The organism is Pelotomaculum sp. FP (genome assembly GCF_004369245.1).
Classification (GTDB): Bacteria; Bacillota; Desulfotomaculia; order Desulfotomaculales; family Pelotomaculaceae; genus Pelotomaculum_C; species Pelotomaculum_C schinkii.
Window position 1 is genome coordinate 13402 of the sequence record NZ_QFGB01000020.1, and the last position, 26134, is coordinate 39535.

At 45.5% G+C, this 26134-nt stretch carries 20 protein-coding genes and 1 pseudogene; 19 read left to right on the plus strand and 2 right to left on the minus strand.

All coding sequences use genetic code 11. The features are described 5' to 3' along the window. Window positions 1–81: 81 nt before the first annotated feature. The 6 genes from Psfp_RS09720 to Psfp_RS09750 all read left to right on the plus strand — a co-directional run bounded on the left by Psfp_RS09720 (window position 82) and on the right by Psfp_RS09750 (window position 6979). The gene (locus tag Psfp_RS09720) at window positions 82–846 is read left to right on the plus strand and encodes an ABC transporter ATP-binding protein (protein WP_134218349.1); all 765 of its coding nucleotides are present in this window, start codon (window positions 82–84) and stop codon (window positions 844–846) included. Beyond that, a complete protein-coding gene (locus Psfp_RS09725) occupies window positions 833–2785 on the plus strand; it encodes an FtsX-like permease family protein (protein ID WP_134218350.1) in 1953 nt (650 codons plus the stop codon). Before Psfp_RS09720 ends, Psfp_RS09725 begins: the two co-directional genes overlap by 14 nt. After that, window positions 2772–4052, plus strand: coding sequence for a peptidase S41 (locus tag Psfp_RS09730; RefSeq protein WP_134218351.1), 1281 nt, complete (start codon window positions 2772–2774; stop codon window positions 4050–4052). The genes Psfp_RS09725 and Psfp_RS09730 overlap by 14 nt, the downstream gene beginning before the upstream one ends. Before the next feature lie 617 nt (window positions 4053–4669). Continuing rightward, window positions 4670–6361, plus strand: a complete 1692-nt coding sequence (locus Psfp_RS09740; protein ID WP_134218352.1) for a diguanylate cyclase — start codon at window positions 4670–4672, stop codon at window positions 6359–6361. Window positions 6362–6417: 56 nt separating this feature from the next. Next, on the plus strand, window positions 6418–6690 hold the full coding sequence (locus Psfp_RS09745) for a type II toxin-antitoxin system Phd/YefM family antitoxin (RefSeq protein ID WP_134218353.1): 273 nt from the start codon (window positions 6418–6420) through the stop codon (window positions 6688–6690). After that, window positions 6677–6979: a type II toxin-antitoxin system RelE/ParE family toxin gene (locus Psfp_RS09750; protein WP_134218354.1), complete on the plus strand. Its 303-nt coding sequence runs from the start codon at window positions 6677–6679 to the stop codon at window positions 6977–6979. The genes Psfp_RS09745 and Psfp_RS09750 overlap by 14 nt, the downstream gene beginning before the upstream one ends. A 157-nt stretch (window positions 6980–7136) precedes the next feature. On the opposite strand, the gene Psfp_RS09755 is transcribed toward Psfp_RS09750, so the two are convergent. Next, a complete protein-coding gene (locus tag Psfp_RS09755) occupies window positions 7137–10094 on the minus strand; it encodes a GNAT family N-acetyltransferase (RefSeq protein ID WP_134218355.1) in 2958 nt (985 codons plus the stop codon). Between the two features lie 448 nt (window positions 10095–10542). Between Psfp_RS09755 and Psfp_RS09760 the strand changes: the two are divergent. Further along, a pseudogene (locus Psfp_RS09760) lies at window positions 10543–10770 on the plus strand (PEP-utilizing enzyme); the annotation flags it as partial. Between the two features lie 57 nt (window positions 10771–10827). On the opposite strand, the gene Psfp_RS21615 reads toward Psfp_RS09760, so the two are convergent. After that, window positions 10828–10974, minus strand: a complete 147-nt coding sequence (locus tag Psfp_RS21615) for a hypothetical protein (protein ID WP_192895356.1) — start codon at window positions 10972–10974, stop codon at window positions 10828–10830. Window positions 10975–11207: 233 nt separating this feature from the next. Between Psfp_RS21615 and Psfp_RS09765 the strand changes: the two genes are divergently transcribed. The 12 genes from Psfp_RS09765 (at window position 11208) to Psfp_RS09820 (ending at window position 26030) form a co-directional block, all read left to right on the plus strand. Then, on the plus strand, window positions 11208–11429 hold the full coding sequence (locus Psfp_RS09765; protein WP_134218356.1) for a PEP/pyruvate-binding domain-containing protein: 222 nt from the start codon (window positions 11208–11210) through the stop codon (window positions 11427–11429). Further along, window positions 11426–12061, plus strand: coding sequence for a PEP-utilizing enzyme (locus tag Psfp_RS09770; protein WP_134218357.1), 636 nt, complete (start codon window positions 11426–11428; stop codon window positions 12059–12061). Before Psfp_RS09765 ends, Psfp_RS09770 begins: the two co-directional genes overlap by 4 nt. Further along, complete coding sequence (locus Psfp_RS09775) at window positions 12051–12233, plus strand: hypothetical protein (protein WP_134218358.1); 183 nt, start codon at window positions 12051–12053, stop codon at window positions 12231–12233. Before Psfp_RS09770 ends, Psfp_RS09775 begins: the two co-directional genes overlap by 11 nt. Before the next feature lie 69 nt (window positions 12234–12302). Further along, window positions 12303–12980 (plus strand): TetR/AcrR family transcriptional regulator, encoded by a 678-nt coding sequence (locus tag Psfp_RS09780; RefSeq protein ID WP_243120569.1) that lies wholly within the window; start codon window positions 12303–12305, stop codon window positions 12978–12980. Between the two features lies 1 nt (window position 12981). After that, window positions 12982–13680 (plus strand): ABC transporter ATP-binding protein, encoded by a 699-nt coding sequence (locus Psfp_RS09785; protein WP_134218359.1) that lies wholly within the window; start codon window positions 12982–12984, stop codon window positions 13678–13680. Window positions 13681–13700: 20 nt separating this feature from the next. Further along, window positions 13701–15929 (plus strand): FtsX-like permease family protein, encoded by a 2229-nt coding sequence (locus tag Psfp_RS09790; RefSeq protein ID WP_243120570.1) that lies wholly within the window; start codon window positions 13701–13703, stop codon window positions 15927–15929. A gap of 112 nt (window positions 15930–16041) precedes the next feature. Beyond that, window positions 16042–16269 carry a hypothetical protein gene (locus Psfp_RS09795; protein WP_192895357.1) on the plus strand — a complete coding sequence of 76 codons (228 nt, stop codon included), beginning with the start codon at window positions 16042–16044 and terminating at the stop codon, window positions 16267–16269. A gap of 335 nt (window positions 16270–16604) precedes the next feature. After that, complete coding sequence (locus Psfp_RS09800) at window positions 16605–19907, plus strand: UvrD-helicase domain-containing protein (protein WP_243120571.1); 3303 nt, start codon at window positions 16605–16607, stop codon at window positions 19905–19907. Window positions 19908–20252: 345 nt separating this feature from the next. After that, a complete protein-coding gene (locus tag Psfp_RS09805; protein ID WP_192895358.1) occupies window positions 20253–23288 on the plus strand; it encodes a DNA polymerase III subunit alpha in 3036 nt (1011 codons plus the stop codon). Between the two features lie 2 nt (window positions 23289–23290). Further along, window positions 23291–24076 (plus strand): DUF72 domain-containing protein, encoded by a 786-nt coding sequence (locus Psfp_RS09810; protein WP_134218363.1) that lies wholly within the window; start codon window positions 23291–23293, stop codon window positions 24074–24076. Next, the gene (locus tag Psfp_RS09815) at window positions 24073–24648 is read left to right on the plus strand and encodes a uracil-DNA glycosylase (protein ID WP_134218364.1); all 576 of its coding nucleotides are present in this window, start codon (window positions 24073–24075) and stop codon (window positions 24646–24648) included. The genes Psfp_RS09810 and Psfp_RS09815 overlap by 4 nt, the downstream gene beginning before the upstream one ends. Before the next feature lie 380 nt (window positions 24649–25028). Then, the gene (locus Psfp_RS09820) at window positions 25029–26030 is read left to right on the plus strand and encodes an ABC transporter substrate-binding protein (protein ID WP_134218365.1); all 1002 of its coding nucleotides are present in this window, start codon (window positions 25029–25031) and stop codon (window positions 26028–26030) included. Window positions 26031–26134 lie beyond the last annotated feature (104 nt).

Sequence of the window (26134 nt, forward strand, 5' to 3'; positions counted from 1 at the left end):
TAGAATAAAAGCATCGATTACGTCCATTAATGTATCGGTTCTGTTCATAACAGGATGGGTAGATGACAAGGGGGAAGGTTCATGGTTTCGATGATTAAAGTAAATAATCTGACCAAACTTTACGGTCAGCGCGGCGTTGTCTGCCGGGCGTTGCATGAGGTCAGTTTGGAGATAGGCGCCGGGGAGTTTGTCGCCGTCATGGGACCGTCCGGTTCCGGGAAAACGACCTTACTGAATATAATTTCCACCATCGACAAGTCGACTGAAGGAACGGTCATAATCGACGGCAGGGAAACTGGGGCTTTCAAGGAAAGGGAACTGGCCCTGTTCCGCAGGGATGTCATCGGTTTTGTCTTTCAGGAATTCAATTTGTTGGATAATATGACAATCCGGGATAATATTGCTTTGCCCCTCACGCTGAATAATATTAAAGCAGAAGAAATCTTACGTAAAGTCCAGGAGTTGACGGTGTTATTCGGCATCGATAACCAGTTGGACAAATATCCCTACCAGCTTTCGGGCGGGCAAAAACAAAGAGCGGCAGTCTGCCGAGCTCTGGTCAATGAACCCAAAATACTGTTTGCCGACGAGCCTACCGGCGCGCTGGATTCTAAATCAGCTTCCGAACTTTTAGCTTGTTTCCAAAACGTCAAAAACCAATACGGGACAACGGTGGTAATGGTCACGCATGATGCGTCCGCCGCCAGTTACTGTGACCGGGTAATGTTTTTAAAAGACGGGATGATCAGCGGTAAGTTGGAAACAAACGGCAACGCCGAAGAGTTCTTCAAAAAGATTCTAAATATGGTGGCCTTGTTAGGGGGTGAAAGGAATGAACGCCTTTAAAATCTCCTGGCTGCTCTTTAAGAATAACCTGAAACTCTACCAGTTTTATCTTATGGTCCTTATCCTGACGACGGCCATTTATTATAATTTTCTGGCGGTCAACTTTAACCCTTACTTAGAGGTTCTCAATGAGCAGTACGTCTTTGCGAAAGTGGCCAGTTCCTTGTGCAGTATCATCCTATTTCTGACTGTATTTTCTTTTATGTTCCATGCCAATAATTTCTTTTACAAGCTGCGTTACAAAGAAATCGGAACATATATGTTGATGGGCATTCCCGGCAGTAAAATCGGAACGGTCTTTGCCCTGGAAAGTATCCTGCTCGGGGGAACAGCCGTTATCATTGGCCTGCCTCTCGGCCTGTTGTTTTCCAAGCTTTTTTTTATGCTACTGAGCAAAGCGATGATTCTGGACACTCAGATTCCATTTTATATCCCGCTCAAGGCGATCGGCACGCTGCTCTTAATCCTGGCCTTTATTATTCTTTTGATGGGCATAAAGAATTACCGGATGGTTCGAAGAAGCAAGCTGATCGAAATCCTGAACGCGGTCAAGAAAGAACAAAGACTGCCTAAGATAAGATGGATTGGCGGCATCGCAGGTGTGGTCTGCATTGCCGTGGCCTATTATCTGGCTTTGAATATTCTTGATTTACCGTTTAATTTACCAATTGATTTTTTCCAGACTAGTATTTTAATCCTGATCCTGATCTGCTGCGGCACCTATTTTTTCTTCGGCAGCTTTTTGGCGATTGTCCTTAACGCGCTGATTCAAAAGAAAAAAGTTATTTATAAAAAATCAAGACTTATAAGCTTCGGCAATACGTTATTCCGGCTGGGCACGCATTACCGTAGCCTGTCCATGACAGCGATTTTATGTGCCGCAACTTTGGCTGCCTTCAGCGGAAGCCTGGCCCTAAAGTATTTTGCCGACACCAATACGGCTGTCGAAGCGCCTTACAGCATTACTTATTACGATCAGGACGAGGTTACGAACCAAAAGATCAGAGCGCTGATTCAAACATCGCCGCATCAGATTCTGGCCGAGCATGAGTCCCATTTTCTGACTGGTAATGTTTCCTATAATAATGGCAAAGGCGAGCATACTGAAACATGTTTAATTACCAGTTTTTCCGAAGTAAAAAAATCTTTGATGATCATCTGGCCTGAGAATTATCAGCAAATCTTAAAAGAAATTGAACTTGATGATAATGAAACTGTAAGTATCTTGCATTCCAATCTGGTTTTTTCGGGTGTCAGTTATATCGGACAGGACTTTGTTATTCAGGGTAGGGACTATAACTTGAAAAAAGTGATGAAAGTTCCGTTTATCGGTGAACTGGAGGGTATAGGCCATAATGATACCTATATCGTCACGGATAACCAATACAATGAATTAAAAGAAGACGGTAAAGAGATGACGTTGTACGGGATCAATATTACCGATCCGGAGGACAGCATGTCCTTGGTAAAAAAAATCGCCGGGGTGATGAAAAACCCCAGTGATAATCTCAACAGCTATGCCGGTCAATATCAATATAAGTACTATCTGATCGGGGCCTTTTATTTTATGGGCTTGGTGATGGCCGTTGTTTTTATGATTTCTACTTTCAGTACCATGTATTTCAAGATTTTGAGCGACGCCATCCTGGACCGGGAACAATATAAGATCCTGATGAAGATCGGAGTGACGGAACAGGAAATAGCCAAAAGTATTTATACCCAAGTAGGTATTGCCTTTATTCTGCCGGTTTTATTGGGAATCCTGCATGGAACTATGGCCATTAAAGCCTTGGAATCGTGTATCCATTATCAATTTACCGGCAGTATCTTGACAGGAGTTGGTGTTTTGCTCCTGGCCATGACAGGTTTCTATCTTTTTATATGCAAGAAATATCGTGATATGGTGGTAAAGAGGTGGGAGAATCATGAATCATTCTAATTGTGGAAAGAACTGCCGGTTGGCAAGCGTCCCTTTTGTTCTTGTCTTTCTACTGATATTTACGCTTATGATTTCGCTGACGGGCTGCGGCAGTGTCCCTTCAACCAAGCCTTACCTGGCCAAAGACAGGGAAACCCGTTGGGTGAACGATATCACCTATCTGGAAAAAACGCTGCCGAAAGTCCATAAGAATTTGTATTTTCATCTTTCCGAGCAAGAGTTCCACCAGCAGCTGGAAGAGCTGAAGAAAAAGGTTCCCGCTTATTCGGACGAACAGATCGAGATCGCCTTAAGCGTTATTCTGGCCGGTATCGGCGATACCCATACCGGATCAAGTATCGGTTCGGAATACCGGTACCCGCTGGAGCTTCATTGGTTTGCCGAAGGTATCTATATTACGGGTTCAAGCAAAGAATATCAGGAATTGCTAAATGCCAGAATCATCACCCTGAACGGCCAAAAAATCGAAAAAGCGGCCAATACGCTCAGGCCCTTACTAGCGGGGGCCAATGAAAGCTGGTTTAAAACTCAAATCGTCTATTATCTGCCAATGCCGGGTGTTCTCACATATTATGGCTTAAGCAAGGCAGATGAGATCGAACTGGGTGTGGAACTGAAAAACGGCCAAAGGCAAACGGTCAAACTGAAACCGGTTAGTTATAAAGACTATATGGCCGCCGAACAGCCGGAAGTATCTGTTCCGCTATACCGGAGCCATCCAGACGAAAATTATTGGTATGAATATTTAAAGGACGAGAAAGTCATTTATTTGAATTATAGCAGGTGCGGCCAAATGAGAGAAAAGCCGTTTGAAATCTTTGACAAGGAATTCTGGAATTTTGTTCAAAGCCATGAAGTGAACAAGCTTGTTATTGATATCAGGGAAAACCGCGGCGGTATCTCGACTATTCTGGACCCTTTGATCAGAGAAGTGAAAAACAGCAGCTTTAACAAGCATGGCAAGCTTTATGTGATCATCGGTAAAGACACTTTCTCTTCTGCTATTCTGAATGCGATCAGTTTAAAGAAAGATACGAAGGCCTATCTTGTAGGAGAAGCGACCGGCGGTGAGCCGAACCACTACGGAGAGGTAAAAGAATTCAAACTGCCGAACAGTGAAAAACCGGTTCGTTATTCGACGAAGTATTTCCATTGGTTGGATCAGGATGTCCACACGCTGGAGCCGGATAAGGTGATAGAAGAGACTTTTGCCGCTTACCTGGAAGGGACTGATCCGGTGCTGGAGTGGATAGTGAAGCAGAATTGAGTGCTTCAAGTGCGCGCACGCTATCATTGGAATAATTTTCTATAGTTGAGAACTAATATTATCAGGCATTGGCATTGCTACGATAATTATAGGAATAAGGCAAAATAAATATTATCCTATGGGGCGCATGTGCTGGTATTATTTGGAATGAATAAACATTAATGACTATCCGCCAAGGCCCCGCCAGCTTCAAGCGGCATCTTTTTTGTCTCCTCAAGGCATACAGAGTGCGTGGTATTGTTGCAGAAGATTTTTAATTTTATGGAGAAACCAGATTGGAGGTAAAGTAATGGGAAATACTGATATTTTTGAAGCAATCGCAAATGAATATGATACTTCTGAAAGAATTAAAATAGCAAAGATCATCAAACGCCATTCGTGAATATGATAAACAAAGGCTTCTATGGACTTGAGAAAATAAAAGCTGTTCGTAACCCATGAGTGTACAAAAAAGATGTACTTAATGAGGAGGGTTATTGCAGTATGGATAATAACCTACTATATGTATGTGGACAATAATCTTGTCTTGATGAGGTGAAAGGAAAATAGTCTGGCTGTCTATAAAATTATTTGGTAAAATTGGACTGAAAAGCTAGCCTAGTTTGATAGGAGTGACTATGCAAACTTCTACCATACTATTAATTGCCTCGCTCGGGGCTATTTCTGTCTTAATGATGTTGTATGTCTATATCTTTATGTTTGAAGGCAGGCTTTTTCTTGGCCTGTGGTTTATTGGCTGGGCCATCATTGCGTTAAATTATAGTCTGGATGCTTTTTCCCCTAACTTGCTGAGACAAAACCACCTGATTTTACTTCTTAGTCTAAGTTCATATTTCTATGCAAACCTTTTAATATCTTGGGGTACTTTAATATTCCTGAAAATCAAAGCCGGAATATCCCTATCTTTAAGCGTAGGAATAATTTGGTTATTATTTTTTATCTTTTTCTCAAACCAGAATTGGTCGGATCTGCAGATGATTAAATACACCTATTTAGGGGTATTTGTACTATCCTCCTGGATAGGCGCAGCTATGATCAGGTCAGCCAAAAAGTACGGAAATCTCGCTCTTTTTTTAGGTTTATTAAATATAGCTTGGGTTGGCAATACTGTTATTTTTTCTTATATTCTAAAAATGCCCCAGATAGCTCCCTATATTGTTTCTCAAATAATTTTACTCTTCAACGCAATTGGACTTATTCAGCTTTTTTTAAAAGAGCAAAAGGATGAGATTAAGCGAGGACTGGCTCACATAACTTACCTCACTTTCCACGACGAATTAACCGGATTGTATAATAAAACTTATTTTGATAAGAAAATACAAGAGCTGGCAAAAAACAATGACTGCCTGCCCATCTCCTTGCTCGTTGGCGATATGAACGGGCTAAAATTCGTTAATGATGTTTTTGGTCATCAGGAGGGAGATAATTGGCTTAAAAGGATGGCCCTCATTATTCAACAATCTTGTCGTCAAAATGATATTATAGCAAGATGGGGCGGTGATGAGTTCGCTATTATTCTTCCAAACACGGATAAAGAAACAGCTCTCGATATTGGACATAAGATTAACGCAGCCTGTAAAAGCAATCAGGAGACAGATATTCTTTTAAGTATATCCTTGGGTGTTGCAACTAAAACCGATAGTGAAGCAGATTTGTCTAAGGTCCTAAAAGAAGCTGAACAATTAATGTATGAAATTAAGCTTATCGAAGGCAAGAAAGCCAGGTGGGCCATCGCTGAAATCTTAGGTAAACTGTTGCAGAAAAAAGATTATGAAACCAAAGAACATATTGAAAGATTGGAATCTCTAGCTAAAGAGTTCGCACGAATTCTTAATCTTTCCAAGGAAAACCTTAATAACCTTGTGCATGCTACAAATTTACATGACATCGGTAAAATCGGTATACCTGAAGATATTGTTCTGAAAAAGTCCCATCTTAATGAATCAGAATGGTTTATTATGAAAAAACATGTCGAAATTGGCTATCGAATTGCTTACGCGTCCGGAGAATTTGCCTATCTGGCCGATATCATTTTATATCACCATGAATGGTGGAACGGCCAAGGCTATCCCCAGGGACTTAAAGAAGATGAGATTCCTCTTTTGTCGCGTATCATATCCATTTTAGACGCCTTTGATGTCATGACCCACCAGCAGCCTTATAAACCCGCCAAGACTATAAACGAAGCTCTACATGAACTTTGTCTCAAAGCAGGAACCCAGTTTGATCCTACTTTAGTTCCGATCTTTATTAAGATGATGAGCAATAAAAGCCTCAGCTTTGGTAATCTGTGGTGCAAGAGGGATTGAGGCTTTCTCAAAATTATGATATTATAAATACATAAATATTGAGAAGGGTGAGGGATATGCCAAATATACGTCCCATTTCTGATTTGCGCAATAATGCAAACGAGATTTCCGAATTCTGCCATAAAGAACGCGAGCCTGTTTTCATAACTAAGAACGGTGTAGGCGACATGGTAGTGATGAGCATAGAAACCTACGAGCGACAACAGGCTTTAATTGAACTCTATAGCAAGTTGGCTGAAGCTGAGGCTGAGATTGCAAACGGTGCAGAGGGAAAGGATTTTTTTGAAGTGGCAAAAAAGTTCAGGGCTTATGTTCATGGAAAAGTATGAACTGAAGATATTTCCCTTGGCTGAGCAAGATCTAAAGGATATTACTGATTATCTAAATGAGCTTTTACCACAGGCTGCTCTTAAAATCTATGATGAAATTGTCGATAGCATCGCTTCTCTTGAGCAAATGCCAATGCGTTGTCCCCTTGCTAAAAATACTGTGCTTCGAGCAAAACAATACCGTATGCTGGTGGTGCATAATTATGTAGTGTTCTACGTTGTAAGTGGTAAAACAGTGCAAATACGGCGAATACTATATAGGCGAAGGCAATACGAATTTTTGCTATGAAAATTACAAAACCAAACCCGACGAGACAGTCACCCTGCCAGGCAGGCGCCGGACAGACCATTCAGCGGACCTGTATGACAAATACGGTTTTCTCCGTGCCGGGTATTTGCTCCCAGCTTGAAGCAGAGCAATCTGCCGTACAGCATGAAGAAGGAGATTATGGACCAATTAGCCGAGTCAGCTCGCCGGTATATGTCAAAGACAGCCGGTGCATTGCTCGAGTGCAGGCAATGTAAAGCAGGCTGCGGTCGTATACGCTGGAGTAGGTTTCGTTATTGGCTGCAGGTATGATGACCTCGTCAAATTCCAGCCCTTTTGACATTTGAATCGAAGTGATTGATATGCCATTCACAAAAGTTGCACTTTCCGGGGAAATCAAATGCACCTCGTAGTTTCGAGATAGTACATCATAAAGAACTTTAGCCGCGCTGTTCGTCTTCAGGATAATTCCGAGGGTCACATTCTCACTACTTTGAAATGTGTCGATTTTTTCCTTTATCTGCGTGAGTTCTTCCTGCTCGTCGCGGCAGTATATGAGGTTGGGAGCATCCTCATGGCGCTCAACCGCCTCGAGCGAAGCAACATTTTGGATGCGTTTGGCGAATGTGATAATCTCATAGGTTGAGCGGTAGCTCTTATTCAGCTCTACCAATTCCGCGCCTTTATATAGCTGACGCAGATCTCCGAGCGTATGTAAATGGTTTGGATTGATAAACTGCCCGAAGTCTCCAAGGAGCGTTTTCTGGCACTTAAATAGGATATTCATCACCGCGTATTGAACCGGTGTGTAATCTTGCATTTCGTCGATAACCAGATGGCGTATGACTTCGCTCTCCTGCAAACCCTCAAAAGCGGCGTGGAAGTACATAAAGGGGTATACATCGGCCCATTCGAGGGTTTTCTTTGCAGGCATCACAAATTTGTCCGCGATATTCATCTGCTTATAAAAATCCTTATAGAGCGACAGGGTATTCTTCACCTTTAGTATCGCGGTTAGACTTTTTAAGATGGTCCAAGTATTTGGCAAAGTCTCCTGCATGAAGTTGTCGGTTTCAAAGCGGTCATGAATATCGTCCGCAATCATCTGAAGCCGCCGCTTGACCGGGTGCGTATGATAAGCGGCAAAGCGGCTTTGTATCCATTCACTTTTGGCAGAGAATCTTCCAAAAGTGTAGTCAGATGGTTCAAAGATGGTCTCAGGCATCCGGGTCAGATACTCGTCCATCAGATTTATAAAATCCAGTGTGGATTTGAAGCGCACCCGCTCTGCCCATTTGGGGTCGTCTGTTTCAAGAGGGTCCTTGTCGGGCTCGAAATGGATGATGCCCCCAAGCTGAACCTCGGCAATATCTGCAAAGCTCATCCCATAAATCGGCTCCTCGCCTAATTCGGGCAGGACATTGGAAATATAATCCCCAAATACCTTGTTGGGCGATAGAATGGTCACGTTCTTTGCCGATAACCTGTCTTTGAAGCGGTAGAGTAAGTAGGCGATCCGATGCAGCGCAATGGATGTCTTGCCAGAACCTGCGACCCCTTGAATAAGAAGGGTTCCAGCCTTTTCGTTCCGAATAATCAGGTTTTGTTCCTTTTGAATGGTTGCGATGATGGATTTCATCTTCTCGTCCGAAGTATGGCTCAATTCACGCTGCAGAATATCATCTTGAATATTAACCGAGCTCTCCAACGCATATTCCATCTCGCCATTCTTGATTTTAAATTGCCGCTTTCGCGTCAGCTCGCCGTCGATTCGTCCAGCCGGGGCAACGTATCCCGCAGGCCCAACCTCGCAATCATAAAACATGCTTGCGACCGGGGAGCGCCAATCAGAAATCAGCAGCTCATTATCGTGGCTGAAAGCAAATCTGCCAATGTAAAAGGTGGCAGGTGTTCCTTTGGATGCTTCTCGAAAGTCAATCCGGGCAAAGTAAGGCGAGTCCAGCAGCTTGGCGAGTTTATCCCGAATCTCAACAGCAAAGGCCCCACGGTTGTCAATTTGCTTTAAAGCGAGTTCATCTTGGAACATCTCGTGTGGGTCAATTTCACCGCGATGCTGTACCATGTACCGCTTGGCATCCATATATTCTTTGTCAATTTGCTCGACTGAATCATTCGCTTGCTTTATGGCCTCATCCAGCTTGCTCTTGATATCGTCAAGATGCGCGATTTCATCGGGAAAAGCCGGCGTTTCATCTGGTTCTTTCTTTTTCCTTTCGTTGATATGGGCAGGCGCATGCAGGGCGCGCCTGCCCACTTGCTGTGCATTAGTCGTTTGAATCCTCTTGGGTAAAACCATCCTTTGTGTCGGATATCCAAATTCCGTCAGAAGTTCCGCTTCGGCAAAGCCCAGCTCCTTGAGGGCTTTGCGATATCCTGTATCTGCTTTGTCGCCCTCTCGGAATGTAGTAATGCTGATTTCCTTATTCTTCAGCAGCTCAGTGAGCGCCACATTCAAGAAGTCTCGAGAAATACCCTGTTTCCGATAAAGCGGATGTACCGCAAGGAAATCTATGCTGCCGGTTTCGTAGTTCATCATCATGGCGCCAATAGAAATGCCGCCTTCGGTCATAAGCAGCGCGCCTTTGTTGGCAATATAGCGTTTCAGAACCGTTAAGTGCTCATCTTCTTCCAGATGGGGGAACCCGTCAATGGCAAGGTGAACCAATTCCATCCATATCGGAATATCCGCTTCTTTGGCAAAGCGGATTTCTCTCTTGGTATTTTTCTGCGCATTCTCAAGCGATTTGCGCTGGCCTTTGAAGTTGTATTCGAGTTGCAATGGATAAAACACCTCTTTTTTTCTGAATTGGTGAGGAGACTGTTTATACATAGCCTTGAACACATTGCTGAAAGCCTGTTGGCTGTCGTAACCGGCCAGAATCGCAATGTCTATAATTGGATTATCTGAAAAAACCAGCAGTTTAGCAGCTTCCGTTAGTTGCCTGCGTTGCGTATAATCATGAATAGAAAGCCCCACCGCATCGGTGAAGATGCGGTGCAGGTGGTACTTCGAATAATGTACTGCAGCGGCAACAATATCCAGGTCGATCTTTTCACTTGTCAAATGTGTTTCAATATAGTGGATTGCGGCTATAACTGTCTCAAGGTTTTTCATAGCGCCTCCTGCCCGTTATAATGCGAATCCATTATAGCAATATCAAAATTCTACCCTTATTAATAAATCTGGCGCTTATCATGCTATTTCTTTTTTTTCAAGCATGTCCTGCACCACGATGGGATCGAGTTTGCCTTCATCATGTATATTAATCACTCTAAACCACAGGAATAGCATGCATACAAAAATGAGACAATGATTGTGTATAACATCCAGCCAACAAGCCAAACACAGGGCCTTTCATAGGCCCTGTTAACTACATCGTTCACTCATTCGGCTCGAGCCACCGGATTACTTTTTTGTAACAGCACATATACGGGAAAATGACCGAGCCAATTATATCAGATTTGAAGATATCATTTTTAATCATTATTGCGATTTGTGCTGAAGTTTTGCAGCGTTCCCTTAATCTATCTACTTCACTTTTTCTTGTGAGTTTTTTAAAAATCCATTGTTCGTATCCGTTAAAAGCCTGGTGACTGAAGTAGGCGAACTGATGACTGATGGCGCCGTCATTACGCGGGAATACGGTCTTCCGGGAGTGGTAGGCGTGGAAAACGCCACGAAACTAATCAAAGACGGGCAGAGGAGCCGGGTGAACGGAACGGAAGGGTATGTAGTTGTAGACAGCACTTTATCCGGAAAACGGGGGTGCTGTCTATTCATATCTTTCTGAGTACAAAACCTAATCTTGACGATCATGGGGTTTTTCTATCCGTCTTCCAGCCAAACGTTAAAAAATTAATGTTGTTAATTCTCCGGCCAAGACTTCCGAACGCTTCATTGTTTCAAATGCTTTCAGATAAATCATGATAGCCTCTGTAGAGATATTTTTATTGACATAACCTTCGTTTTTACCTATTTCAATAAAACGCAGCATTAAAGGATAAAATTTGATATGAACAAAATTCTCAAGGATCTCCTTAATGGCAGGGTCATCAGCACTGATGGATTGGAGAAAATCCGGATTAATTGTACTTAGCCCTTTTGTACTGCCGAAAATAGTTTTTTCAACTTTTTTAGGAAAGGCTGATGAAATATGAATGCATATGTGAGGCGCTTCAATGATATTGACAAGACCAATCTGCTTGAAGTTGGCGGAAAGGGGCCAATTTGGGTGAAATGAGTAAGGCCGGTTTTCCCGTTCCCCCGGGATTTTGTATTACGACTTCAGCCTATCGGAAAATTGTTTCATCTGACCCTGCAATGGATGAACTTCTGGATGGTCTTAACCGGCTGCAGATGGACCAAGCCGATGACTTCGGCGCAAAGATCCGCACACGTTTGGAATCCATCACGATGCCTGACGAGATACAAGCCATGCCGCTGGCTTGAGGGAGTATCCTAAGTATATTATTGTCAGGTCCTTCGGCATTTACCGCCAAGCTCTGCTGGAAGAGGCTCGGCTGCTAAGGGAGAAAGGTTTGCTGCAGCAAGAAGAAGATATTTTCTATCTGTGCCTGGAGGAATTGGCTGCGCTGCTGGAAAATCGTTTAATGGAAGATGTAAGAGGCGTGATTGACAGCCGTAAAAAAGCCTTTGAACATCACAGAAGGATGACACCTCCCCGTGTTATGACCAGTGAGGGAGAAGTGGTAACGGGTGTAAGGAGCGGGGTTGAAGCTCCGGAAGGCGCTTTAGTGGGAACTCCGGCATCTTCCGGCGCTGTTGAGGGATATGTTAAGGTCGTTTTGAAACCGGAGGAAGCGAAATTGAAGAAGGGAGACATATTAGTCGCCCCCTACACGGATCCCGGTTGGACCCCCTTGTTTCATTCGGCTAAAGCATTGGTAGTGGAGATCGGGGGTATGATGACCCACGGATCAGTCATAGCCCGGGAGTATGGAATTCCGGCCGTAGTCGGTGTTGAGAATGCCACGAAAATATTAAAAGATGGTCAATACGTGCGGGTTAACGGTACAAAGGGTTTTGTGGAAGTATTAGAGGATGAACTCCATGAAAAATAGGGATCCTGTCAACGCTATTCCCACCATTGCCGGGGAACTGCATGGGTTTTCCCGCCATGCCTGGGTATTCAGCGCTTATATGCTGGCCTCTGCGGTGACTGTTCCTATTTACGGTAAGCTATCCGGTATATGGACGAAGACCTTACTTTCACTATTCATGAGGAAGCCATGATGGAACAGCTCAGTAAGATAGGCATCAGCAGGCAACTTGACCCAAGTGGTCATTTGTTGTATGATAAAAATGACCCAAGTGGTCATTTGTTTTTTCCTCCAATACAGAAATGAGGTGGCTATCATTTATCCGAAATTTTATAGTTTAGAACCGGAGAAACGGGAACGTATTATTAATGCGGCTCTTAAAGAATTTGCCCGCAATGGTTATGAAAAGGCTTCTACAAATGAGATTATTAAGGAAGCAGAAATATCTAAAGGATCATTATTCAACTATTTTAACAGTAAAAAGGGATTGTATTTATTCTTGCTTGATTATGTGGTTGAGGTTATTGATAAAATCTACGATGAAGTGGATTGGAATGAAACCGAACTTTTTGAAAGAATGAGACAAATCGGATTGATTAAATTTAAAATCATGAAGCAATACCCGCAAGCATTTGATTTTCTTAAGAACGTTCCCAATGAAAACGCACCTGAAGTAAAATCTGAAATCGATACAATAGGCAAAAATCTTATTGATAGCGGTTTACAAGCAGGCTATAAAAACATCGATTTGACAAAATTCCGTGATGGTATGGATATGGAAAAAATGATGAACATTATTACCTGGACAATAATGGGTTTTGCGGAGCAGCAAAGAAGCAAAGTCGGTTCCTTTGAAGATCTAAGCATTGATGTGCTTAGTGAATGGGAGGAATATTTTGATATATTGAAACGGTGTTTCTACAAAAAGGAGGAGCAATAATATGTTTATTGATGTTTCAAGCTTGAAGAAGAGCTATACATCTGGCGTGGTTAGAACTGAAGTTTTAAAGGGAATCGGGATGAATCTGGAAAAGGGGGAAATCGGTGTCATCCTCGGACCATCAGGTTCAGGAAAATCCACGCTGATGAATATCATCGGCGGTGTTGACCGTGGCGACAGCGGAAGGGTCATCGTTGACGGGGTCGAGATCAACAATTTGAACGACGACAAGCTGACCGATTATAGACGGGGGGACATCGGTTTCGTATTCCAGTTCTATAACCTCGTCCCCAACCTTACTGTCGGGGAAAACATAGAAGTCGTTTCCAACATCAGCAAATCGCCTCTGAATACCGACGAAGTTTTAGCAGCGGTGGAAATGCTGGATAAAAAACACCGTTTCCCCAGGGAGCTCTCCGGTGGTGAGCAGCAACGGGTTTCCATTGCCAGGGCGATTGTCAAGAATCCGAAGCTCTTGCTTTGCGACGAGCCAACGGGCGCCCTCGATTATCAGACATCCCGCAGTATCTTGCAGCTTTTGCAGCAGGTGAACAAAAAATACGGGACAACTATTCTGATGATAACCCACAATGCTGCCATTGCCGCTATGGCCAACAGGGTATTTAAGCTTAGAAGCGGGGAAATTGTAGAAGATGTGGTTAATCCAATGACTGTTCCGGCGGAAAGGATTGAGTGGTAATGGCGCTGAATAAAAGAGTTTTGCGTATATTGAAAGAAAACGCACTGCGATACCTTGGCGTTCTTATGCTAATCATCCTTGGAAGCTACACGTTTGTTGTGGCGGCGGGGATATCTCAGAATCTGGATACCCTGGTTACCACGTTTACAGAGAGGCATATGCAGGAAGATCTGTCCTTTTCAACTGACAAGGCTATTCCTGATAGCGCAGAATTAGAGAAAGCGACTGACGCCATCCTCGAAGAATACATGAGCTTTGACGCCGCCCTGTCCGACTCGCTTACCCTGCGGTTGCTCAGTGAAACAGAAAAGCTGAACATCCCGGCTGTCATAGAGGGTCAAGCGCTTTCAGGCCCGGGAGAAATACTGCTTGACCCGGCCTTTGCCAAAGCGAACGGCTATCCAGTGGGGAGTCAAATAGAAGCGGCGGGCGAAACCTTCACTGTGGTGGGCTTTATGTCCTCGCCCCACTATATCTATCCGTTAGAAAACGTATACGATATCATGGTTTCGCCTGATAATTTTGGTGTGGGCGTTATAAACCGTGAGGAATTTGCTGATATAGACAACGCTTCCGTCATTTATTCCGTCAGGTTTAATGACAGAACGCAGAGCCGAAATATTCAGGCGGCGCAATTGCGGGAGCGTTTACACGCAGAAGGCATAACAGAGTCTGACTGGATTGACATCATGAACAACAAACGCGCCAGAATGGCTTGGGCGTCCATAACCGGTTTGAAAACGATGAGCGTACCGGCGCCGGCGGCAATGTTTCTTTTATGCTGCTTAATTATTGGCATCATAATATGGCGTATGATACGCCATGAATCGGTGATTATCGGGACGCTCTACGCGCAAGGCTACCGGCGGCGTGAGTTAATGCGCCACTATATGGCTATTCCTCTGCTGCTCGCTTTTGCGGGCGGAGTGATAGGGAGCGCGTTGGCGCTGCCGTCCATCGTACCGTCGGTTATGGCTATGGTTTCATACTATAATGTTCCCGTTATAGACATTGAACTGAGTGTTGTGAATGTTTTAATCGGAATACTGACGCCTGTGCTGTTTTTGGGCGTCAGCAGCTATCTGGTTATCCGTTCGGAACTGAAACGTTCTCCGGCGGAGCTTATGAAAGGCAGTGAACAAAAAACCAAGGTTAACGCCCTGGAGCGCGCGCTTAAACTGGAAAGGTTTAAGTTTAGTACAAAATTTAAGCTGCGTGAGCAGCTAAGAAGCATTTCACGGCTTTTGTTCCTACTTTTGGGCGTTACCAGCGCATCAGTGCTCATGCTTTTTGGCTTCACGATTATGAACTCTATGGACTATGTATTCAAAAACAGCACCACGGAAACCTACCGGTTTGAATACGAATACGCCTTTAAGAACACGCAATACGGTGAGGCGCCGGAAGCGGCGGAGGTTTTTTCAGCCGGAAGGTTTTATCCTGAAAACAACGAGGGAATTGAGTTTTATGTAACCGGTGTAGAGCCGGATTCGACAATTTTGACGCTGCGCGACAGCAAGGGGAAGCCGCTTTCCAATGAACAGACAAACATTACAAAACCTTTGGCGGACAGGTTAGGCATTAAGGCGGGCGACAGCGTAAGCTTCATAAACAAGCAGGACGGGAAGCCGTACACATTTCACATTGACGCTGTTGCCGACTCCTATGCGGGGCAATTTATCTTTATGCCAATCGATGAGTTTAACGCACAGCTCGGATTCTCCGAAAGTGGCTACACGGGGCTCTGGAGCACAAAAAGGCTTGATATTCCCGACGAGCAGCTTTCAGGAACAAAAAGCTTAAGCGAAACCGCGAACGCCATGGATGAACTGCTGGGGCCGATGATTTCCATGGTGGCGGCGATGACCCTTGTCTCCTGTGTCGTGGGCCTGATTATTCTCTATCTGGTAACCTCGCTGATTATCGAGGAAAATAAAAACACCATCTCGCTTTTTAAGATATTTGGCTACAGACGCCGCGAAATCTGGTCCCTGATCCTAAACAGCTCGACCTTTGTCATATTGGCCGGATTTATTATCAGCATTCCTGTTATGGCGGCGTCAATGGGCGCAATGTACGGCTATCTTGGCGCTATGATAAATTTAGTGCTGCCGACGATTATTAGTCCGCTTTATGTGGTTGTCTGTTTTGCGGCCATCATGCTGACCTATCAGCTTAGCAAGCTGCTGTGTGCAAAGAAGGTGAACGAAGTTTCCATGAGTGTGGCGCTAAAAACAGGAACAGAATAGAAAAAGTCTTTGTATCATTTAATTTAATAAGCAGCAAAAAAAAGAACTGATTAACAATACAGGCAAGCACAGATTATATCTGATGGACGAGCCTACGACCGGATTGCATCCAATGGATGTTGAAAATTTTCTTACACTTTTGAACCGCGTTGTAAATTCCGGAAACACTGTAATTGTAGTGGAACACAATCAGCAGGTTAGAAAAGCCGCCGATTGGATTGTCGACCTTGGCCCAGAGGGCGGTAAAATTGGTGGACAAGTTGTATTTACAGGGACGCCATTGGAGATGTTGAAAAATGGAGAAACAATTACGGCAGATTGTTTACGAAAATCCTTATAGATCCTTGCGCAATGGTGCTATCGGCAGTTGAGCATTTCCCTGCCTCGCACAGCGACTACGGCATTTTCTATTCTGCAGCAAAGAAACAGTTTTTCGACCTTATTTTAACATTTGTGCTATAATTATATTAACTTCTGATTTTTCATAATGAGTAATGAACAACAGTAACGACTGGCAGACGTTTTTAAAAGCAGTGCCCATACGACGGGAGGATTTTGCTACAGATTTTCCCCATACGCCCCAATATAGAAAACAGGTGTTTTTAGATGTTTATCGCTGATTTTCATATACATTCAAAATACTCAAGAGCCACCAGTAAGAATTGTGTACCTGAGATGCTCGAATTTTGGGCGCGGCGCAAAGGAATTGACGTTATCGGCACAGGCGATTTCACGCATCCGGCCTGGCGTGAGGAATTAAAAGAAAAGCTGGTCCCTACTGGCGAAGGCCTTTATATTCTCAAGGATGATTTCCGCCAAAAGGATCTAGTGGCGGGAGGAAGCCTCAAGCCTCAATTTATTGTCACTGGCGAAATCAGTTCCATATACAAAAAGAACGGCAGAGTAAGAAAAGTCCACAACCTGATCCTTTTACCCAGCCTGGAACATGCTGAGTTGGTATCGCACAGGCTTGAGGCCATAGGCAATTTGAACTCTGACGGTCGGCCCATATTGGGCCTGGACAGCAGGGACTTGCTGGAGATCGTACTTGATATGTGCGCGGAGGCTATATTGATACCTGCTCACATATGGACCCCGCATTTCTCACTGTACGGCGCTTATTCCGGATTCGATCACATTCAAGAGTGCTTTGAAGATTTAACCGGCTATATTTATGCCCTCGAAACAGGCCTTTCCTCAGATCCTCCCATGAATTGGCGCCTTTCCGCCTTGGATGGCTTTACGCTGGTTTCCAACTCGGATGCCCATTCGCCTGCCAACCTAGGAAGAGAAGCCAATATTTTTGATACCGCGCTTTCTTATCAAAGTATCTTGCAGGCATTAAAAAACCGCAGTACAAAAGAGTTTTTCGGTACCATAGAGTTTTTTCCGGAAGAAGGAAAATACCACTATGACGGGCATAAAAACTGCAAGGTGTGCTGGAAGCCTGCGGAGACAATATCTGCGCAAGGTATATGCCCGGTCTGCGGCGGTCGAATTACAGTGGGCGTGCTTCACCGGGTTGAAGCCATGGCCGACCGGGAAGAAGGGTTTGTAGCACCGGCGGCCAAGCATTTTGAAAGCCTGATTCCTCTTCAGGAGATCATCGCTTCCTCGATCGGTTGTACGGTCACCAGCAAAAAGGTGAGGGAAACATACGAGAATTTAATCCGGAGCATCGGACCGGAGTTGTTTATACTCCGCCAGGCAACGCTGCCCGATATTGAACTGGTAGCCGGCTCCTGGATCGCTGAGGGTATCCGCAGGCTGAGGTGCGGCCAGATCGACATACAACCCGGTTTTGACGGAGAATACGGTAAAATTACAGTCATGGACAAAAGCGAAATCGAGCGGCTTTCCGGTCAGCTATACATTTTCAACGATCAAAGCGATGCACTGCCAAGTCCATCAATATCCAATACGATTGCGGCTGAAAAGGCTTCGGCCCGGCAAGAAACCGTGCTGCCGCCGATTCTAGTGGATAATGTTTCGTTCAGGGGCCGCGAGGATACAAAGACCGCGGTTCCCGTGGAAACGTCTTATGAATTGAACAAAGAGCAGTGGGAAGCCGTTTCCTCCCCCAGCCCAGCCATTGCTGTCATGGCCGGGCCTGGAACGGGCAAAACCAAAACTCTGGTATACCGTATTATCTACCTGGTTGAAAAATGTGGTGTCCATCCCGACCAGATCACTGCCGTTACCTTTACCAATAAGGCCGCCCAGGAGATGCGTGTCCGGTTGGAGAGGCACTTCGGGGAAAAACGGACAACGGCCGCCATGACCATAGGGACCTTTCACTCCATAAGCCTGCAAATTTTGTCCCAATGGAAGGGCAAAAATAACATGACGATTATTGATGAGGAGGATGCCCTGGCCATCATCGGGGAAATCGTCAAGGATATGAAATTGGAGCTTTCCCCTCGAGATGTCATGAAAGGGATATCGCTGGTTAAAAACGGTATATCCCCGGTGGGAGATAAAAAAAAGGGAGGCCCCCTCAGCGACGGTGTGCCCCCGGTCCTGGTCTACGATGCATACTGCGCGCAACTTAAGGGTTACGGGGTAATGGACTATGACGATATCCTCCTGGAGGTCCTTTACCAGTTTGAAGGTGGAAGCACAGAGGATACCGCAGGCAGGAACGTGTCAAACCCTTTCTCCCACCTGCTGGTGGATGAGTTTCAGGACGTCAACGAGATTCAATACCGCTTGATTAAAGCATGGAGCAGGAAAAGCGAGAGTATTTTTATTATCGGCGACCCGGACCAGTCGATTTATGGTTTCCGGGGTTCGGATCTGCGCTATTTTGCAAGGTTTAAAGATGATTTTCCAGGACTCCAGCAGGTCCGGCTGACGCAGAATTACCGCTCCACGCCCGAGATCATCGCTTGCGCCCAAGCGCTAATCTCCCGGAAAAATGCCGGGGAGCGCGGGGTTTTCTTGGAGGCCGGCAGGGCAAGGGGCAGCAGAGTACGTCTGATAGATGCCAGGGATGAGTTTTCTGAAGCCCTGTTTGTGGCCAAGGAAATAAACCGGATGGTCGGCGGTATCGATATGCTGGATACCCAGGCGCTATCGGCATCCCGTTCCAAAAGAATCGGAGCCAAACATCCCCGAGGCTTTTCCGATATAGCCTTATTATACCGCACCAATCACCAGGCGCGAATTTTGGAGCAATGTCTTTTAAAAGAGGGGATTCCATATGTGGTGGCCGGGCGGGAGGAGTTCCTGACAGATAAGCCGGTGCGCCATGCCCTTGCTTTTTTCAAATTTCTGCTCAATCCCGGGGATACGGTTTCCCTGTTGCGATATCTGAAAGCAGAAGAGAGCTATTCGGCAGACCTGAACAAAAAAATTTTTGAAAGTTATACGGCCGGGAATAAAAGCCTGGCATCTCTGTCAAGAATCATGGAAGAGATTCGACTGCCCCTGGAACAACCGGACCAACCCGGAAATTTCCTGGAGATGCTGAGAAAGTATGCACCAATTATTCGGAAGGAAAAGCCGAAGCAAATCATAGATTCCTGGATTGACGACCATAACCTGTCCAATAGCCATTCCATGGCATTGCTTTCCCATACTGCTGTTATGTATACCCAAATGCCTTCCTTGATGCAAAACCTGATTTTGGGCCGGGAAAGTGATGTAGTCCGCAGCGGCGGCAAAGTCTATTCGCCGGATGCGGTTTCCTTAATGACCATCCACGCCGCCAAAGGCCTGGAATTTCCCGTCGTGTTCATCTGCGGAGTCACCGATGGAAGGATTCCTTTAAGGAACAGCCGCCTTCAATGCAATATGGATGAGGAGAGACGGCTGTTTTATGTCGGGATGACCAGGGCCCGGGATGAACTTATCCTGCTGACCTACCGTACCCCATCCCTTTTTATTGCCGACCTATCCGAAAAGCACCTGATAAGAGAGCATGCTTTTACGCCAAAGCAAACGCCTCAATACCAGCAAGCCGCTCTTTTTGAATAACCCGTCTAAACCCGACACATGGGTTTGCGAACCTGTTCGTTTCTAATAAATTTCGCCTTTCAAATATTTTTTGTCTTTTTTTCGCCGCTTGACACATTCGGCGCCCTCAACAATCATCTGTCTTGCGGCGATGATAGCGGAGGCTTGCTGTGTCAATTAATCAATAGAATACAGCATTATCCTCACATCGTCAGCTTGAGGGCTGGCGGTTTTTATATTTATCCGACGAAAGTATTGCGAAGCATTGAAGCATCACATGAAAACTTCTACCAACAATATCCAATGGACAAAAGTGCGGTTCCCCTAGTATGATAAGAACAAATGTTCTATGTAAGGGGTATGGTAATGAAAGTAAGTGTTGCAGGGTTCGTACATTTGCATGTTCATACGGAATACAGTCTTCTGCAGGCCACCTGCCGTCTGGAAGAGTTAATCCAAAAGGCAAAGTCTTTCGGTATGAATTCCCTGGCCATCACAGATAAGGGTGGGATTGACGGAGCCATTCGCTTTTATGAATTGGCCCGGAAATATGGCCTTCATCCTGTTATTGGCTGTGAAATGAAGGTTAATGACGCGGGAGAATCGCTCATTCTGTTAGCTGCTACGAACAGAGGGTATGCCCAGATCGTTAAATGGTTGAACAGTGGTTTTTCCCAATCGCCGGCTTTTCCCGGGGATGTGATTGCCTTGAGCGGGGGGAGAAACGGAAGCATCTATCGTTTGCTGGCCAGGGGAGAGATGGACCTGGCGGAGGAGCAGGCTCGTGAATATGCAAATTGTTTCGGGGAGGGAAACTTCTATCTTGAGGCGCAGGATCACGGTTTGGCTGATGAGCGTATGATCATGGAGCGGACTGTAAGACTTTCTCAGAAAACAGGGATTTCCCTGGTGGCTACCCATGATGTGCATTACCTTGTTTCCGAAGACGCCTCTCTGCTTCAGATGCTGCAAAATATACCCCAGACTCAACAAGCGGCGGCAAGGGCCTTTTATTTTCCCTCCTCTCAGGAAATGGAGGAAAAATTTCGTGACCTGCCGTCGGCTTTAGCCAATACGGACATTATTGCCTGGCGCTGCCAGGTAAGATTGGACCCTGGATGTTACAGGCTGCCCCAATTTCCAGTGCCGGAAGGCTGGAACGAGGAAGCCTATCTAAAACATCTTTGCCTGGAAGGTTTGCACAGACGTTTTGCTTTGCAGGCCTTAAGTGACGGGGAGCGACAGAAAGTTATGGAGCGAATGAACCGGGAGCTGGCTTTGATTTTTGCTCGCGGCCTGGCTTCTTATTTTCTTATCGTTTGGGATATGGTGAAATTTGCCCGGCAAAGCAAAATCCCCGTTGGCCCGGGGAGAGGTTCGGCGGCCGGCAGTCTTGTGGTATATTTATTAGGCGTAACGGAGGTAAACCCCCTTGTTCATGAACTGTCTTTTGAACGTTTTTTGAGTCCGGACCGGGCTGATTTACCGGACATTGACCTGGATGTCTGTCAGGTGAGGCGCCCGGAAATACTGCAGTACATCAAGGACAAGTACGGCGCCGGCCGGGTTGTTCATATCGGGGTGTTAAACACCTACGGTACGCGGGGGGCGATTAGGGAAGCGGGAAAATACTTGAAGCTGCCGGAGGAACACATTGATCTTCTGGCCAAGCTTCTTCCTCCCTTTACCGGCCAGGGTGGAATCCGGCATTGCCTGGAAAAGCTGCCTGAACTGCGGCAATTACCGGTCAGGCAGGAACCGTATAAATCCCTGTTTCACTATGCCCAACGTATGGAAGGATTGCCCCGCAATCACTCTGCCCATCCCTCGGGAATTCTTATCGGGCATGAAGAGTTGGCAGCCGTCATTCCCCTGCAGCATAGACCCAATGGAGCCCTTATGACTTCCTTTAACAAGGAGGATATTCAAGCCCTCGGCTTATTGAAAATAGACTTGCTGGGCTTGCGCAATCTCAGTGTGATTTATGGCGCGTTCCAGGCCATTCGTAATCTTACAGGAAAGGAAATAGAGATTAAAGATATTCCTCTGGATGATCCGGATACCTTCCGTACCATGGAAAAAGGGGATACCCTCGGTTGTTTTCAGTTGGAGAGCATGGGGATCCGGAGCCTGATGCGCAGGCTGAGGCCGCAAAACCTGGAGGATCTTACGGCTTTGCTGGCCCTATACCGGCCCGGAGCCTGGCAGGAAGGGATCGTCGAAACGTATTTGCGCCGGCGGCACGGCCAGGAGAAGAGTGATTTTCTCCTTCCCGAACTGGAAGAGATTCTTTCACGGACCTACGGCCTTATTCTTTACCAGGAACAGGTGATGCAAATTGCCCATGTATTGGCCGGCTATTCCATGGGGGAAGCCGATTCCCTGCGGCGTGCGCTTGCTCAAAAATCCGTTGCGGGTTTGGCCCGTCACCGCCGGCGCTTTGTCCGGGGGGCCATGGCACGGGGCCGCTCGCAAGAGGAGGCTGACGCTGTTTTTGATTTTTTAGCCCGCTTTGCCGGCTACAGTTTCAATAAAGCCCATAGTGTTTCCTATGCTTATATTTCTTACTGGACTGTCTATCTAAAAACTCACTATCCCAAAGAATATATGGCAGCCTTATTAAGTTCGGAAGGAGGATACTACGACAAAAGAGTATACTTTCGGGAAACTGTGAAAATGGGGATTCCCCTGTTCAGCCCTGATGTGAACGGCAGCAGTTTTGGCTTCCAGGTGGAGAAAGAGGGGATCCGCATCGGAATGGACGCCATCAAAGGCTCCGGGCCGGAAGCGGTGGCTTCCCTGTTATGCTCCCGCCAAAAAGACGGTCATTTTACCTCTTTTCAGGAACTGGCTAAAAGGATGAAAGCCTATGGTGTCAAAAGGCCGGTTTTGCAAGGATGGATCGCTGCGGGCGCCTGTGACAGTTTGGGGGACAACAGGCGGCTAATGATTTTCTCACTAAATTCTTTAAAGAACAGTCTTTATGCCGGTGAATCCCTCGATACAAGCGAAGATTTTTCCGCAAGTGAAAAGAGGAGAATGGAAAAATTGTTGTTGGGATTTTCCCTGGTGCAAACACCCTCTAATAAGTGGCGGCAATTTTTAAAACGCTATCAAATAGCTCCCATTGATACCTTATGTGAGGGGCAAAAGAATAAGCGGGTTCGAATTTGTGGCGCAATTATTCACAGCAGGCGTCAACCTACAGGGAATGGGGAATATGTCCTGTTTCTTGTTCTTCAGGATCATTCCGGCATGGTGGAAGTGAGTTTATATCCCAAGACATACAAGGCATGCCTGTATGAATTAAATCCGCAGGGCATAATAGTAGAAGGAATTCTCTATTCAGAGGACAAGAATTTGCATATTGTCGCTGAAAAAATTAAAGCCTTGGGAGGGTAACTATGCTTTTGATCGGTACCGCCGGGTACAGTTATGAGGACTGGCGGGGCATCTTTTACCCTGAAGATATCGACAAGAAAGAAATGCTCAGTTTTTATGCCCGGGAATTTGCTTTCACGGAAGTAAATACAACCTTTTACAGGCTCCCCAACCGCTTTATGCTTTATCACATGCAGGAAAAAACTCCTGACAATTTTCAATTCGTGATTAAAGCCTACCGGGGACTGACCCATAAACGGGAAGACAATGCCCAGCATTTCAGCGATTTTAAAGAAGCTCTAAAACCACTGACTGAAACAGGTAAACTGGGCTGTATCCTGGCCCAGTTTCCTACCAGTTTCCGGGACAGGGATGAGAACACGGACTATTTGAAAGAGTTTAAGGAGCGGCTGGGAGATATCCCTGTTGTCGTTGAATTTCGCCATGAAGAGTGGATTAACGAAAGAACTTTTGAGCTCCTGGAAGAAGAAGGATTAGGTTATGTTTGTGTCGATGAACCCCAGTTTAAAACCTTGGTTCCACCCGTGATCAGGGCCACCGGTTCCATTGGGTATGTACGTTTCCATGGACGCAATTACAAAAAATGGTGGCGCCATGAGGAAACCCACGAACGCTACGATTATTTATATACAGAAGAGGAATTGCAGGACTGGCTCCCCAGGATTTTAAGACTCCTCCGGCAGACCAAAAAGACTTTTGTCAGTATGAACAATCATTACCGGGCCCAGGCTGTGATCAACGGGCGCATGCTGAAAAAGATGCTGGAGACGGAGGGAGTTTTAAAATGACGGGCAGGACGGTTAGCCTGGAGACCATAACAGATCTGGAAACATTGAAAAACCTTTGTCTTCGTATATTTTTGCCGGAGCCAGGGGAAAGCATTGTGTTCGGCGAGGGGCCGGAACCTGCCCGCCTGGCGCTGATCGGGGAAGCGCCAGGGAAAGAGGAGGCCAAAACAGGTCGTCCCTTTGTAGGGAATGCAGGCAGGCTGCTTAATAAATATTTGGAGGAGGCGGGAATAGGCAGGGAGGATGTTTATATCACCAATGTTTTAAAAGTGAAGCATCCCGGTAACCGGACACCAAGAAAAGCGGAAATAAAAGAGGCCTTGCCCTTTTTGTTACGGCAAATTGAGTTGATACATCCGGCAGTCATCGTATGCTTGGGAAGCATCGCTGTGCAGGCGATTCTTGATCCGCAGGCCAAGATCACCCAAATCAGGGGGCAGTGGAGAGAAAAGGATGGTACAAACGTGATGCCCACCTATCATCCTTCTGCGATTTTTCACGACGAAGGGAAAAAAGAACTGTTTAAGAAAGATCTGCTCCAGGTGGGAAAGGTGTTAAAAGGCTTGGGATAGGACGGTCTTAGTATTACCATAGTATTTAAAAGCAGTTGACGGTGTATTTTTCATATGGTATTATTCCATTAAACCTATGAAGAGGGAGTAAAACTGCAAACCAGCTTTATAGAGAGCCGGGGATGATGGAAACCTGGCAGGCGTTGGGGCAGACAAATGGGCCTCTGAGGGCGGAGTGAAAGAGATTTTGTCTTTAGTAGCTTACGACGCGTAGCCGGCGTTATTGGTGAGGGGTGTGTTGGCGCCCTGCAAAAGAGGATGCATTGAAGTGGAGTTTCAATACATCAATCAAGGTGGCACCGCAGGTTATTACACCTGTCCTTATCCGGAGGGCAGGTGTTTTTATTTATAAAATTTAAAAAGATAAGGGAGGAGTTTCAATGAAGAGGTTGTTATCAGTGGTTCTAACGATTTGTATGATGGTTACAGCAATGTTGACCATGACGGCGTGTTCAAAGAATCAAAGCAGCAGTACCCCAAAAACAAGTGACGCAAAGAAAAAGATCGGTATCGTCCAGATAGTTGAACACCCGTCACTGAACACAATAAGAGAAAACATAATAAAGGAAATGGCTGACAAAGGTTTTAAGGACGGAGAAAATATTACCATAGATTATCAGAACGCGCAGGGTGATCAGACCAACCTTAAAACCATATGTCAGAAGTTTGCCAACAGCAAATATGATTTGATTATTGCCATCGCAACCCCATCAGCGCAGGCGGCAGCAGGTGAAACAAAAGATATTCCGGTTCTTTTCTCAGCCTGTACCGATCCAGTCGGCTCAGGCCTGGTAAAAAGCCTGGATAAGCCGGGTGGCAACGTTACAGGCACCTCCGATGCCGTATCAGCAGAACAGATTATGAAGCTGGCAAAACGTATTACACCTAATATCAAAACTGTCGGAGCCTTGTACAATTCAAGTGAAACCAACTCTATATCAGTAATCAATGAATTAAAGGAATACGCAAAGAATAATGGACTGACTGTTGTGGAGGCGACAATTACCAATTCCTCTGAGGTTCAGCAGGCAACCCAATCTCTGGTCGGAAAAGCGGACGCCATATTCTCGCCTATTGACAATACTGTCGCATCAGCCATGCCTGTAGTCGCTCAGGTTGCCAATAAGGCCAAGATACCTGTATATGTGGGAGCTGACTCAATGGTTAAGGACGGCGGGCTTGCTACCTGCGGCGTAAATTATACGGTGCTTGGCAAAGAGACAGGGGACATGGCCATGGAAATCCTGAATGGCAAAAAGCCCGGAGACATGGCGGTTAAAAGAATGACCCAGATGGATGTATATTTAAATAAAAATACTGCTCAGGCAATAGGAATAACCATACCCGAAGATGTATTGAAAGAGGCGGCGCAGGTCTTTTAACAAAAATTGAGCAGCGGGAAAATTGAGCTAAATCTATAGCGATAAAGAATTTACAATCCAAAAGAGGTGTAAATTCTTTATTGCATTTAATACGGCTCTTTTGT